This is a genomic window from Sphingobacterium sp. BIGb0165 (assembly GCF_024810095.1).
GTDB classification, from domain to species: Bacteria; Bacteroidota; Bacteroidia; order Sphingobacteriales; family Sphingobacteriaceae; genus Sphingobacterium; species Sphingobacterium detergens.
Map to the genome: position 1 here is coordinate 491,481 of NZ_JANUEB010000006.1, position 12,966 is coordinate 504,446.

Annotated in this window: 13 protein-coding genes and 1 tRNA gene; 1 reads left to right on the forward strand and 13 read right to left on the reverse strand. The window is 37.6% G+C overall.

Translation table 11 applies throughout. From position 1 onward, the window contains the following. Positions 1-68: 68 nt before the first annotated feature. The 6 genes from M2408_RS16435 to M2408_RS16460 form a co-directional block, all read right to left on the reverse strand. Positions 69-596 carry a ferritin gene (locus M2408_RS16435; protein ID WP_223583426.1) on the reverse strand — a complete coding sequence of 176 codons (528 nt, stop codon included), beginning with the start codon at positions 594-596 and terminating at the stop codon, positions 69-71. Between the two features lie 386 nt (positions 597-982). Continuing rightward, entirely contained in the window at positions 983-1,357 is a 375-nt protein-coding gene (locus M2408_RS16440; protein WP_257087846.1) for a DUF6686 family protein, read from the reverse strand. 311 nt (positions 1,358-1,668) lie between these two features. Continuing rightward, positions 1,669-2,028, reverse strand: coding sequence for a ribosome hibernation-promoting factor, HPF/YfiA family (gene hpf / locus M2408_RS16445; protein WP_259183383.1), 360 nt, complete (start codon positions 2,026-2,028; stop codon positions 1,669-1,671). A 14-nt stretch (positions 2,029-2,042) separates the two neighbouring features. Beyond that, entirely contained in the window at positions 2,043-2,924 is an 882-nt protein-coding gene (locus M2408_RS16450) for a tyrosine-type recombinase/integrase (protein ID WP_120259124.1), read from the reverse strand. Between the two features lie 103 nt (positions 2,925-3,027). Further along, on the reverse strand, positions 3,028-3,222 hold the full coding sequence (rpsU, locus tag M2408_RS16455; protein WP_046672133.1) for a 30S ribosomal protein S21: 195 nt from the start codon (positions 3,220-3,222) through the stop codon (positions 3,028-3,030). A 90-nt stretch (positions 3,223-3,312) separates the two neighbouring features. Next, positions 3,313-3,945 carry an HAD family phosphatase gene (locus M2408_RS16460; RefSeq protein WP_259183389.1) on the reverse strand — a complete coding sequence of 211 codons (633 nt, stop codon included), beginning with the start codon at positions 3,943-3,945 and terminating at the stop codon, positions 3,313-3,315. Positions 3,946-4,034: 89 nt separating this feature from the next. On the opposite strand from M2408_RS16460, the gene M2408_RS16465 reads away from it, so the two are divergent. Then, a tRNA-Ile gene (locus M2408_RS16465) sits at positions 4,035-4,108 on the forward strand. Positions 4,109-4,251: 143 nt separating this feature from the next. On the opposite strand, the gene M2408_RS16470 is transcribed toward M2408_RS16465, so the two are convergent. The 7 genes from M2408_RS16470 to M2408_RS16500 form a co-directional block, all read right to left on the reverse strand. Further along, positions 4,252-5,355 (reverse strand): DKNYY domain-containing protein, encoded by a 1,104-nt coding sequence (locus M2408_RS16470; RefSeq protein ID WP_259183391.1) that lies wholly within the window; start codon positions 5,353-5,355, stop codon positions 4,252-4,254. Between the two features lie 102 nt (positions 5,356-5,457). Continuing rightward, on the reverse strand, positions 5,458-6,489 hold the full coding sequence (locus tag M2408_RS16475; protein ID WP_259183393.1) for a hypothetical protein: 1,032 nt from the start codon (positions 6,487-6,489) through the stop codon (positions 5,458-5,460). Between the two features lie 54 nt (positions 6,490-6,543). Continuing rightward, the gene (locus M2408_RS16480; RefSeq protein WP_259183394.1) at positions 6,544-6,888 is read right to left on the reverse strand and encodes a hypothetical protein; all 345 of its coding nucleotides are present in this window, start codon (positions 6,886-6,888) and stop codon (positions 6,544-6,546) included. Between the two features lie 100 nt (positions 6,889-6,988). Further along, positions 6,989-7,441, reverse strand: a complete 453-nt coding sequence (locus M2408_RS16485) for a nuclear transport factor 2 family protein (protein WP_259183397.1) — start codon at positions 7,439-7,441, stop codon at positions 6,989-6,991. A 64-nt stretch (positions 7,442-7,505) separates the two neighbouring features. Further along, on the reverse strand, positions 7,506-8,093 hold the full coding sequence (locus M2408_RS16490) for a hypothetical protein (protein ID WP_259183399.1): 588 nt from the start codon (positions 8,091-8,093) through the stop codon (positions 7,506-7,508). A 166-nt stretch (positions 8,094-8,259) separates the two neighbouring features. After that, positions 8,260-11,904, reverse strand: a complete 3,645-nt coding sequence (locus M2408_RS16495) for a M1 family aminopeptidase (RefSeq protein WP_259183401.1) — start codon at positions 11,902-11,904, stop codon at positions 8,260-8,262. Beyond that, the gene (locus M2408_RS16500) at positions 11,897-12,781 is read right to left on the reverse strand and encodes an ABC transporter ATP-binding protein (protein ID WP_259183403.1); all 885 of its coding nucleotides are present in this window, start codon (positions 12,779-12,781) and stop codon (positions 11,897-11,899) included. The genes M2408_RS16495 and M2408_RS16500 overlap by 8 nt, the downstream gene beginning before the upstream one ends. Positions 12,782-12,966: the final 185 nt, after the last annotated feature.

Here is a 12,966-nt window from a genome sequence, read left to right on the forward strand (position 1 = left end):
TTTTGTATAAAAAAAAACGAGTTGTCAGGAAAACAACTCGTTATTACTACTAAAATTCTTGTAATTTGTTACTCACCAGCAAAGGCTACCTTAACAAGGTGTTTGTCAATTTCCCAACGGCCAGTACCATCTTCGCCAATTACATCAAATAATTCAAGGATACGTCTTGCAACAAATTCCTCCTCTACTTGCTCTTCCAAGAACCATTGTACGAAGTTGAACGTCACGTAATCCTTAGCCTTTGCACATTTGTCAGCAATGTTATTAAATTGCTCTGTTACAAACATCTCTTGCTCCAATGTTTGCTCAAATACACCACGGAATGATTCGAAATCTTGTGGAATACCTGTAATCTCCGGAGAGATTGCACGACCACCACGATTATTGATGTAGTTGAAAAGTTTCAACATGTGCTCACGCTCTTCATTGGACTGTTTTGCAAAAAAATCAGCTGCATTTTCCAAACCTTGATCGTCACACCATGAAGACATTGCCAAATATAACGCTGAAGAATGTGCTTCAACTTTAATTTGTGCATTTAGTATATTTTCGATCTCTTCTTTCAAAGAAGATTTTAATTTCAATAAATCTTTCATATTTACCTTAAGTTTAATTTCTAAAACAACATCAAGTGATATACCTTACCATCTGATTACATTACAAAGATACATCGGATTTCGAAAATCTGTATAAATAATATGCAATACAAATTCAGTCTAAATTAGACAAATAAACCACAACTTGTTTAGAATCAATACAATTACAAATACCGTTCATTGATACTTTCAATAGCCCATAAATTTAAAGAATAGGAAGGCATTTAGGTGTAATAAATACCGAATCACAATAAACACAGCAAAGAGACGCTAAACACTTATTTAATTTTAATTTAAATAAGTGTTTAGCATAATAGAAAAAAGCGGTGCACACCCTGATTGGACATACACCGCTTTTCTGATATTTTTATATAAAGTATTCTTCTTTATGCTAAGACAGCAAATGGAGAAACCTGTAGACATGTTCTGATGACGGAATTTAATTCCATCATAAATTTAGCTCCATCCAGTAATTCACGAAGTTGAAGCACATCCTCTACAGCAAGAATAAAACATCTTTCTGTACGAAAAGGCATAACAATTTCAAAATCAGAAGAACGTGTTGTATCATTAATCATCCGCTCCACATCAATTGAATCCATACGCTTCTTGAATTTCAAAAAATCCGACACCGAAAAAGATGTAGTCTCATTATTATACTCCAACCAGAAGCAATTTTTACGACTACATTGATAAACCTTACCAGCTGCAGTGGAAAACACTTCTTCAACATGTGCTAATGGACAAACCAATTCTGACATTTCTATTACCCTTCTCTTTTAAACTGTTCAAAAATAAATATTATTTATAATCAATCCAAGTAAAATAAGTGATTATTTTGATTTAATATAAATAAACTATTTTATTATCGATACCATCGCGAAACTGCCCTCCTCTATCGTATTATAAATAGCGCGAAAAGCTCGGGATAGTCCTGAACCGATTAAACAGATCTATAAATTAACGGACTTGCCAATACATAAAAATCTATAGCAATCAATACGGCACCCCCCCAAAAAAAAGGGGGTCAATTATAGATTGACCTCCTCTGTTAAAATGTATGTGTTATATTTTAATCGTATTCTTCCTCTTCTTCTTCCTCTACGGAAAGTACTTCTTTGCGATTAGTAACGGCTGTATTTTTTGTCTTTGTTTTATGTTTATTAATCTGCCTACGTAAGGACTCTACGGCGATATCCGTTGCCTCCTCAAAACTCTTCGCCTGCCCTTTTGCGAAAAGTTGGCTCCCTGGGATATTCAGTTTGATTTCTGAAATCTTATTTGCCTCGTCATCGACATTCTCCAATCGCAGGTAGCATTCACCACCAATGATTGAATCCAAAAACTGCTCTAATTTTCCTGTTTTCTTTTTAATGAATTCGATTAACTTTTGATCTGCATTAAATCGAATGGATTGCACAGTAATGTTCATTTTTCCTCCTTTTTTTAAGCTTTTGGATGAGCTTGTTTATAAATAGACTTCAATCGTTCTGCTGAGTTATGCGTGTATACCTGCGTTGCGGCAAGTCCCGCATGTCCCAACAGTTCCTTAATTGCATTTAAATCCGCCCCATTATCTAATAGGGCCGTTGCGAACGTGTGCCTCAAAATATGAGGGCTTCGTTTACCTTGAGTAGAAATCAGTGTCAGATACCGATGCACAATATCATAAATCAGCTTGGCATAGGCTGGTTTCCCCTCTTTTGTAACAATCAATAAGCTGTTATTAGTATCAACAAATTGCGACGCTTTTTGTTGCAAATAGTTTTTCAATTCTTTTACTAAAAGATCATTTATCGGAACAAGACGTTCTTTGCTCCTTTTACCTAATATAAGGATATTTTTATTAAAAAAATCGATATCCTGCTCCTTTATTTTCAACAATTCAGCCAAGCGAATCCCTGTCCCAAAAAGCAATTCCATTACCAAATAATTCCGGCATGATTCAAAATCATCCTTCTCCTGTTCCAGATGATCCAACAGCTGAACTAACTTTTCCTTCTCCACAACAACGGGTAGCTTCTTCGCAGTTTTTAACGCCTTAATAAGGGTCATCGGATTTTTATCAAGGCATTCTTCACGTTGAAGAAATTTAAAATAGGTACGCAGCGAAGACATACTTCGATTGACAGAACTTGCATTTTTACCTGACTCCATCATCTGAGCAAAGTAATGACGCAGATCCCGATAGACAACATCCGATAATACCAGCCCCTCCACATTCAAAAAGGATTGAAACATTTCCAGTTCATGCCGATAAGCAATAACGGTATGTTCTGAATATCTTTTTTCAATCTGTAAATACCGGATAAATTCCTTTTCCAACATAATTTCCCTCGCTATACTATCCTTAAATTACAAACTTAAAAGCACAAAAAAAAGGGAGAAGCAATGCTTTTCCCTTTATATTTTTAAATTCTCAGCGAATCAATTAGTTAGCCACATCTTGATTCAAAGATTGTTTGTAAATCGCTTTTTTCACTTGAATGCGACGAGTTACAGATCTCTTTTCATAAGCTTGACGTGAACGCAGCTCTCTTAAAACTCCTGTTTTCTCGAATTTCTTCTTGAAACGTTTCAATGCTCTATCTAAAGATTCTCCTTCTTTTACATTTACGATAATCATGCGTTGTATATACCTCCTTTCGTCGCTTTTAAAATTTAAAGTGGGACAAAGGTACAATATTTCTATTGAATATGAAAAGAAAAATAATTTTTATAGCAGTCCAAATTCCGCTAGAATCAATTGCAATGGTTTTTCCTTGGTACACAGTGCTGTATGCCAGCCCAACTGCTTTGCTGCAGCCAAATGCTGAGGGCTATCGTCAACGAACAGTGTCTCCGCGGGATTCAACTGCTGCTCCATCATCACCAATTCGAAAATCTCGGCGTCGGGTTTGCGCATGCCGACTAAATGCGAATAATAAGTTTTTTCAAAAAATCCAGCATTATCGGCCACACCATATTTTTCTTGAATATCATTCATACAATAGGCATAATGAATCGCATTATTATTACTCAACAAAAAAGTACGGTACTTATCTTTCAATTGCAACAATAGTTCATGATATCCTTTAGGGACTCCAATCAACAGACTGTTCCAGGCTCCATCGATTTCTGTATCGGTCAATGCTGGATTTTTGGTAACCTCCCGGATTCCATCCCGAAATTGCTTAGCATCAATTTTTCCCTTATCAAAATCGTCAAAAAGTGCACTTTGACCATGATGCCCAAAAACTTCGTCAACATTTTCTATACCTAACTGAGTAAAAGCAACTTTCAACTTTACAAAGTCGATCATGAAGATTACATTCCCATAATCAAGAACAATATTTTTAATTTTTTCCATCGAATTATTTTGAAATACCGATACAAATATCGATAATTGCATCGTCAAAACAGCATAACCAATGCCAAAATTGACAAAACAAACGACCTGCTCCTATAGCTCAGTCGGTTAGAGTAGAAGACTCATAATCTTTTGGTCCCTGGTTCGAGCCCAGGTGGGAGCACAAAACAAAAAAGTCGCTTTTCTGAATAAGAAAGCGACTTTTTTGTTTCTATACATTTTTTAGACAACAGTATTTTCCACTGTCTAAACTACAACTATATTATTGATTTCGCAGCTTCTCGGCCGGTTGGATGGATTTTCATTTTACTTTTCAATCGGCATTTTACGTGTAAAATGATTGATGTTGCCGTATTGTGGGACCCACTTGTAATGGCTATCTTTTATGAGGTTTTGGTTTCCGTCTTTTACGAAACGAACAGTATTAGGATCTGCATCCAAAAGCTTGTCGTCATAGTAATAAACGTAGTTGTTATCTTTTGCATAAGAACTGAAGCCGTTATTACCAGGGTACTTGTAAACCGAAAACGAAGCTATATCTGCATCTTCCAAAGGTTCTCCTTGACAATAGATTTTTCGGTCAATTATCATATAGGTGTAATCGGGCTGAAAGTATCTTATGCTTTGCTTATCTTCAACAGGTATTCTTATAAAACGGCCTTCTTTCTGTGAAACAAACACCGCATTGTCCGACTCTATAATACCGGGAACGATTTCTTTCGGGTTGGATAAGCCCGGTTCCGGAATGGCTTTCAGATAAGTGGCTTTATCCGAATATCCGGATGTGTGAAGAAGATAAATATTGTCTTTGTCGTGATAGATATATTCAGTAATAGGTTTAAAAGTATTATAATCCGTATTCACAACAGTGTCATGAACGAAATAATGCTTACTGTCCTTATACCAATAACCACTACCTACAGCATAATCGGTCTTCTGATAGGTTTCAGGGTCAGCTTCTTCAATAATATTGTGGGGATTACGAAATGAGTAAACGTGGTTTTTATCTCTGACAATACCAGCTATAACCATTCTATCTTCTTTGTGATCGCTAATCAGGAAAGTAGCATAATCCACATTAGTAAGCATAATGCCTTTGTGGAAATAATGGTCTTTGTCTTTAGCGTAATCTGCTTGCAGTATGACAAATGATTTTATATCTGCATTCACGACTCTGTATTTATCGTCCCAGGGAATATCCGGCGCTCCAGGAGACGAGTTTTTGTCATAGAGATAAAGAATTTCGCTCCCGTTTTTTGCAATAAAATAATTGTCACCCAGCGGCTTCTTCTTATGGCAGGATTGCAATGCAAAAGCAAGAAGTACAGTTAGAATTAGTTTTTTCCAGGGACTACGCCTATTGTTACATAAATTAAGCCACTTGCTGACTGAGTTAGCGTTATTTTTCATTTGTAAATTCCTTTTTATAATCCTTTTATCCCCTCGGGATTTTCCAAATACCTCATAGAAATAACAAGCTTATGAGGGGCGGTCTGTTAAAAACCTTTATTTTTATTTATTCGACTTTGCATATATCCAATAGAGTTGACCATCAGAGATGTACGAAAGTGTGTCCTTATCATTTTTTGGCAGATACACCGTGGTTGGAAAAGCCATCATCTTATTCTTGTACTTAAAGTTGAAATACCGATCTCCAAATTTAACGCGATAATATTCTGTTTCATTTTGCCTAATAGAAATTTCGAGGAATTGTGTCTGGATAAAATTACTTTCTATGGTTGGTTCTTCTGCCCTTTCGTAAGCAAAACTTCTGCGTTCAAAAGTTTTCAGGTCTACATCTTTATTATAACGCGGAAAAAGAAGGTATAGACTATGCCATATATCGTGGAAATGATCTGACTTCACCTTCGTCTTTCCAACAGTATATAATTTTCCTTTTTTTGCATCAGCATAGAACTCTGTGTCCGTTTCATTCCCACTCCGCATTTTGGTTATAGGATAAAGTGTTCGGTAAAAATCAATCTCTTTTGTTTTTTCTTTTATATAAGCCGCATCTAACCTTTCTTTCTCTTCATCAGTGGGGTTGCTCGTTTGAGGATAGTTTTTCCTTTTCAAAAATTCAGCCTGTGTCTCTTCCAGAATAAAATCCTCAGCTAGGAGCCTTTCCATCTTATAATCACCTGAAAAACTGGCACCTATATACTGCTTTTCAAAGAGCGTATCGTTTTTAAAAATCTCCTTAGAAAAAATAAATCGTTGATTAAGTGAATCAATATAGAAATCCTTTGTTTTAATGATTTCTCTTATCCTCCGCCCCTTTTCAGTAGTCAAAGTCGCTTGTATAGAATCACCGTATTTTATGAACAGAATATCTTGTTGGGAATTGGGCATTTGGAGTACAATATCCGTTTCTATATCCGTTTTTTCAATTTCAAAAAATGAATCTTTGTTCTGGGCTATAAAAATCCAATCCCGATGTTTATCCCATTCTGGTATTCGATACCCCATAGAAAACGCAATTGTGCTTACAATGACAATTGCAATAATCAAAATATAGATTTTCTTGTTTCTCAATATTTTCATATTTCAGACCCTTGCCCAAAGGAGCTACTGTCAAATTATCTTATTGATACCTTACTATCGTAAATACCGGTTAAACACGCTAATAATAACCGCAGCAACCAAAATAAAAAATTGCACTTCATTTACTTTTTTAGCGCCAAATTTCCCGACTGCAAACCTATCAACAACGATAATCAAGACCGCGGGAACTAAAAGCCAAAGCCCATATAAAGCAGTCAGTTTGCTCTTCTCACGACCGGAAAGAAATAATTCTGCGGACTGATAAAGGACAAAAACCATCCAGCCTATTCCAAGTACCAGAAATAAGCTGATTTTTGTCCTAAAACGAATGCCTCCGCTCATAAATATTCCCATCTTTATTCCAACCGTTTTAATATTTCTCCCATTTAACTCTTTCAAATCTGATTTCCATCAGGCTATGCAAAGCAAATGGCAACATGAGTACGTCAAGAATCCTGTTAACAAAAGTCCGGTCATAGGTGTGGCATTTCATTAAATCTTAATGTTGATTGACATCATTATACTGCCACAGGACATTTGCGACTTTCCAGACACCATTCAATTTCACAACATGGATATAATCGATCCATTCATCCGCAATTAGCTTAACAGAGGCTGTACGTGCCGAAACATTGAGAAATTTCACCTCTTTCTTTGGATTAGCGGGAAATTTATCTCCATTTTTATTGTAACTCTCTGCCAGTAGAATCATGGATTCACTGGTTGTCTCGCGCAAATAGTCTTTACCGGTAGCCTTATCTTTCCAAAAAGTTCGTTTCACCATCCGCGGATGTAAAGCTCGCTCCATTTGCTCAGGTTTCACCTGATGCTGCGATTCAATATAATCAAGGGCAGCTTGCTTGATCGCTACACTATCCTGTTTTGTTTGCGCCAATAAACTACAGGTACATGCGAAGAACACGACCGGGGTAAAAAGATATTTTATTCTCATTTCAGAATTGATTTACTCGTTTCACTAAATAACACAATAATAATAAGACAACAGTTTATCGTTATTAATCTGCTTTAGTCGTCTTATAGGTATTAAAGCCTGAATATACTCGGGTTTCTTTTAGTCTGCCTTTTTTATATAGTTCAATTTTTTCGGTGTCACCGGATTTTTTATTAAAATAACGTATGCTGGTCAGTTGCTTTTTAGAATCGTAAAATTCGGCTGTCTTATTTCGACCCTCCTCCTGAATATAGATCGCCTTCAAATCACCATTCTTTTTATAGGTATATCGCTTTGAATCATAAAAGTTTCCCTCCTTGTAAGTGACACCTTCATAAGTAAAACTGGCACTAAATTTTCCTTCCAAAACCAGTTGTTGTTTATCATTATTGATAAGGTAATATACCCCATCTTTCGGGGCAATCAGTTCGTAGCTTTCTACCAACTCGGGCTTACTACAGGGGCGAGCTATGATACGCTCTACTCGTCTAAAAATGGTCGTATCATGCTGTGAGACCCGCAAAGTATCAGTCCGAATATTTCCATATTCCATTGTTAAAATCTCGCCACGGTCTCCACACTCCTTTGATGTAACATCGTCAAGGGGAACAATAAACAACCAACAAAGTAAGGTCAAATAGTACATATCCATGCAATTACTATAAAATCATCTACCGAACACCTATATCAAATATACAAGCTATTGTCATCGGCTGATAAAGACAATTAAAATTCGTAGATCCCTATTTATTATTCGCTGGATAAAACCTGTTTTTTAACTATTGAATGCTCCGTAGACTGCTTTCATCGTCTCCAAACTAAATATCTTTTCTATTATCATCCGAGTCGATGTCAATCAGTTTGTTATATGGATCGATACCGACCTGAATGGGCTGCTGATCAACTATCAATGTCAACTTATTATTAATTTGATCAATACGATGTTTTCTCAGATATAGCTCCTGTGGCTTTCCGTTTTTCTTATCCGTTGATTTTGAAAAAATCCCAACCTCAATATAGTCCCTAAGGGGCAAAGATTCTAGTGTCACCCGATCAGATTTCTTAAACACGAGTGGTTTGCTCCCTTGATCATTATAGCTCTTTTTTCCATTGGCATCCACGCGATATTTGGCCACTTCAAATTGAATATCAACTTGGTATTTTCCATTTTTCAGCTTTTTAGAACTTACGCTCTCCACCCTATTGTTATACAAAGTAATCGTTTCAAACATATCTTTGATCAGATAAAGCAACGAATCAGGTGTAGCTCTTCGAAAAGAATCCACAAACTCCAATGATGTTGTGTAAGGCGGGTTTTGGAAGGCTGTACTTTTCAGATACGCTTTTGCTGTCTGGTTGAAAACAGTTTCACCTAGATAATCACTCAGTGCGTACAATACTAACGACCCTTTTTGATAATGGATATACATCTGATTTTCATTGTACATCAATGGCCTTTCACCCAATGTCTCCGCCCCTCTACCTTTTAAGTAGCCATCCAGCGCATCTTTGAGAAACTTACGCATCTGTCCCTTTCCATACCTTTTTTCCAGGACTTTCAAAGACGAATATTCAGACATACTTTCAGACATCAAAGTTGCTCCTTGCGCATTGGCACCTACCACCTGATGGGCCCACCACTGGTGGGCTATCTCATGCGCTGTGACAGCATAAGGATAATCCACCGCATCGTCTTTCTTCTCATCCACATCTGCTATAAAGCCTATTGCCTCGGAAAAAGGAATGGTATTGGCAAAAGACTGCGCAAAAGTTCCGGCTGTCCGGGGAAATTCAACAATACGCAACTGCCGATGCTGATAAGGACTATATTCCGTGGTATAATAAGCTAAAGAGGCCTTGCTCGAAGCCATCATCCGATCAAGGTTGTAGGTATGCCCTTTGTGGTAATATATTTCTAAATTGACACCATTCCATTTGTCTTTTTTAATTTCATATCGAGCAGAGTTAAACGCAAAGAAATTCAAAATCGACGAATCCATTTTATACTGATAATATTTTCGCCCATCTTTCTCCCATTGCTTGGTCAGGTACCCCGGAGCTATGGCCAGCTGGTCCGGATCCGTGCTCACAGTCGCCTCAAACCGGACCCAATCCGCATCATTTGAGATATAATTATTCCGCAGTGCCATTGAATCAGTGGGTGGAGCCATACGATCTCGATGAGGTAATCCGTATTTCTTGCGGATATCATTATCCACCAGTTCGCCCCGATCCAGATAACCGATATTTGGAAACAGCATATTGTTGATAAAGGTTCCATTACCTTTGACAGGAGACTTCTCGTTCACCCAGGTATTGGAAGGGCTCGTTGTACTGAAATTTAAGACGATGGAATCTCCTGGAGCCATTGGCTTGGCTAACTTATAGATATTGAAATTGTAAATATCATCTGCAGAGACCAACTTATTGGAAACATTGAAGGAGAAAGTATAGTCATAATCATTATAATTGACAAAAATAGAATCTATAGCGACTGCAGTCTTATTCTTTAACACATAAGAAGCTTGCGCTTTAAAACTACGCCCAGAAGGATAGATATCCATATTAAACTTAATATCAACAACACGGGGCTGTGGCCGAAATTGATATTTTTTATACTTCTTTTCCCATTCCACAGATTGTTTTTCGTGATCCAAGCTGGTATAATATGGGTTTTTAATATGATCTTCATAATATATCCCACTACCGATAGCAACAAAACCAACAAAACTCAGGATAAGTACGGTCATACTACTCGCCTTTACATTCGATCGTAAAATAGCCCAGCGCTCTCTTATACCAGAGAATCCACCCCTACGCCACAACAAAAGGGCTAGGGTCAGAAAAAACACAGCGAACAACAGCCAATACACCCGATAGGTTAAAAAAGGCAAGATATAGCCAAAACCGTCCATATCCGAATAATCGAGCTCAGGCCCCTGATTAAATTGATAAATCGCCTGCTCCACCCCTATAAAAGACAAAAATGGCAATCCAATAAATAAGGTTAACAGAATAAAAAAACCAGCCAAATAGTTCTTGAAGAGCGTATGTACAAAGATGGCCACAAATAGCCATACGATATTCCCCAACATACCATATACCATCAGGTGCATCATGTACTGTCCGATTTCGAAATTATAATAATGATGGTAAACCTGAAATGCCATACAGGTGAGCATTACCACTGCAAGCAGGGTTAATTGCATCAAGATGATCGCGATTATTTTGGACCCCATGAGTGCCCAGTTCGGAACGGGTGTCGCATCCAATAATCCGCCCATTCGTGTAATGCTACCGCGATGAACCAATAAACCGCTGAAGAGGAAGGTCAAGATCAACAAAAAGAACTTAAAAGTCGTACCTGGTATCATCAGCATTTTCCAGGTAACAGGATAAGTCGAGGTACCGAATATTGTACCGATTGTACTAGCCATCAAGATGATAAAAAGTACACCGACCAAAGTCAAAATCAGAAAGACTGGATTCTTAACAATATAGCGATAATCATACCGTGCCAGTGTCCAGGTCGTTTTCAAGTAATGAGCTATTGAGAAATCGTAACTCACTTTCGGGAGGCTGATGCGAAAAATGCTGTCAAAGTTATTTTTTGTCAAGCACTTTCCTTTTTTCCCTGTCTTGATCGAGATGGAATCCTGTGAGAAAGAAAAAAACAGGTAAAATCCACCGATAAATAAAGCCGCTACAGCTAGCCAAATCAGTCGATTATAAATTATTACACCAAGAAAAGGAAGATTGTTTGTATTCTTTTCTTCGGGAGACCAATATTGCGTATAGTAAGAAATGGCACTATCGCCAAAAGGGTCTATCAATGCCCCAAAGTAACGATTATCGGCATTATCAGTCAAATTTTGAATAAGCACCTGTAAAATGATAAGCACCAAAACGGCGACAAAACCGACATACACATTGCGGGTGAAGGTTACCAACACGAAAATAATGGCACTTAGGATAACTAGATTAGGAATAACCTGAATCAGATAGGTTTGAAAGTAAGCTAAAACATGTACCGGCCCCAATAAGTTTGGATTGATACCAGGGACAAACTGTGCGACAATAATACCTAGCGTGGATGCCAGTACGATTATAAGTACAACAGCAACTGAACCAAAAAACTTACCCAGTAAATAGTCTGTTTTGGTAAATGGGTAACTAAAAAGGATGGTATGTACATTATATTGAAAATCTCGGTACACACAGGCCCCCACAATTGAAGGGATCAAGAAATAGATAAATGAGGACATTCCATTGATCATCCCGTTAATTGCCCAAGGGGAATTTCTGATCGTATTGGATGAAGTAGTCGCTGTGACCCCGTCAAATATCCCCAATGAAGAGAGCATGATGAACAGCGATAGCGCAAAGAATAGAGCCATATAAATATAGACGGCAGCATTCTTAAACCAACGCGTAAACTCAAATTTAAAAATCGGACTAAACATGGCGCTGGTCATTTTTTAGTGCTACAAAATAAACATCTTCCAGTTGCCCTTGCGCATTGACAAAAGATTCATCTGGTTGCACATCGCTATAAACCCGGATATTGAGCGTATTATCCTGATTGTAGTTGGTGGAAATGACATTATATTTCTGGGTATATTCATCCAATTGATCGCGACTAATAATACGCACCCAGATCTTGCCTTCTAATTGTTCTATCGTTTCCTTTGGCGTCCCCCGCAATAGTATCTTACCACCATTTAGAATAGCAAGTTCGTGACATAATTCACGTACATCATCCACAATATGTGTAGAGAAAATAACGGTATGATCGGTACCTATCTCCCGTAATACATTCAAAAAACGATGTCTTTCAGCTGGATCCAGTCCAGCGGTGGGCTCATCAACAATAATCAGTTTTGGATCATTCAATAATAATTGGGCTATTCCAAATCGCTGTTTCATCCCACCTGAATAGCCACTGACACTCTTATTACGAACATCCCAAAGATTGGTAACCTCGAGCACGCGTTTGATGATCGCCTGTCGGTCGGCACCTGTTTTAATGCCTTTGAGCTTTGCAAAGTATTGCAATAAATCTGTCGCTGAAAGGTTCGGATAAACACCGAATTCCTGCGGTAGGTAACCTAAAACCTTTCGCAGTTCCATCTGTCTACCAAGCACATCAATATCACCAAAAGTAATACGACCGCTATCTGGTTTTTGCAGGGTCGCGATAGTACGCATCAAGGATGACTTCCCCGCTCCATTTGGTCCGAGAAGACCAAACATACCCGGTTTAATTTCCAAATTCACTTTATCAAGGGCTTTTACACCATTCGGATAGGTTTTACTGAGGCTTTCTATTGATAAGTTCATAAATAAGTTTAACTGTTAATAATGCGTTAGTATGCTAAAACGACAATTTGTTACAACAATATAACAAAAGTTCACAAGAAAATCCGTAGATCTATCTATTTTTCAGCGCAATACCAACTAAAAACAGTTATTGATTACACGGCTTCCACATGTCGGAAAAACGGTGTAAACAAATTGGCTTGATT

Coding starts and splice junctions, on each gene's coding strand:
- M2408_RS16500 (WP_259183403.1), bottom strand. CDS start 12,781: ATGAACTTATCAATAGAAAGCCTCAGTAAAACCTATCCGAATGGTGTA.
- M2408_RS16470 (WP_259183391.1), bottom strand. CDS start 5,355: ATGAAAAATAACGCTAACTCAGTCAGCAAGTGGCTTAATTTATGTAAC.
- M2408_RS16485 (WP_259183397.1), bottom strand. CDS start 7,441: ATGAGAATAAAATATCTTTTTACCCCGGTCGTGTTCTTCGCATGTACC.
- M2408_RS16495 (WP_259183401.1), bottom strand. CDS start 11,904: ATGTTTAGTCCGATTTTTAAATTTGAGTTTACGCGTTGGTTTAAGAAT.
- rpsU (WP_046672133.1), bottom strand. CDS start 3,222: ATGATTATCGTAAATGTAAAAGAAGGAGAATCTTTAGATAGAGCATTG.
- M2408_RS16450 (WP_120259124.1), bottom strand. CDS start 2,924: ATGTTGGAAAAGGAATTTATCCGGTATTTACAGATTGAAAAAAGATAT.
- M2408_RS16435 (WP_223583426.1), bottom strand. CDS start 596: ATGAAAGATTTATTGAAATTAAAATCTTCTTTGAAAGAAGAGATCGAA.
- M2408_RS16440 (WP_257087846.1), bottom strand. CDS start 1,357: ATGTCAGAATTGGTTTGTCCATTAGCACATGTTGAAGAAGTGTTTTCC.
- hpf (WP_259183383.1), bottom strand. CDS start 2,028: ATGAACATTACTGTGCAATCCATTCGATTTAATGCAGATCAAAAGTTA.
- M2408_RS16490 (WP_259183399.1), bottom strand. CDS start 8,093: ATGGATATGTACTATTTGACCTTACTTTGTTGGTTGTTTATTGTTCCC.
- M2408_RS16460 (WP_259183389.1), bottom strand. CDS start 3,945: ATGGAAAAAATTAAAAATATTGTTCTTGATTATGGGAATGTAATCTTC.
- M2408_RS16475 (WP_259183393.1), bottom strand. CDS start 6,489: ATGAAAATATTGAGAAACAAGAAAATCTATATTTTGATTATTGCAATT.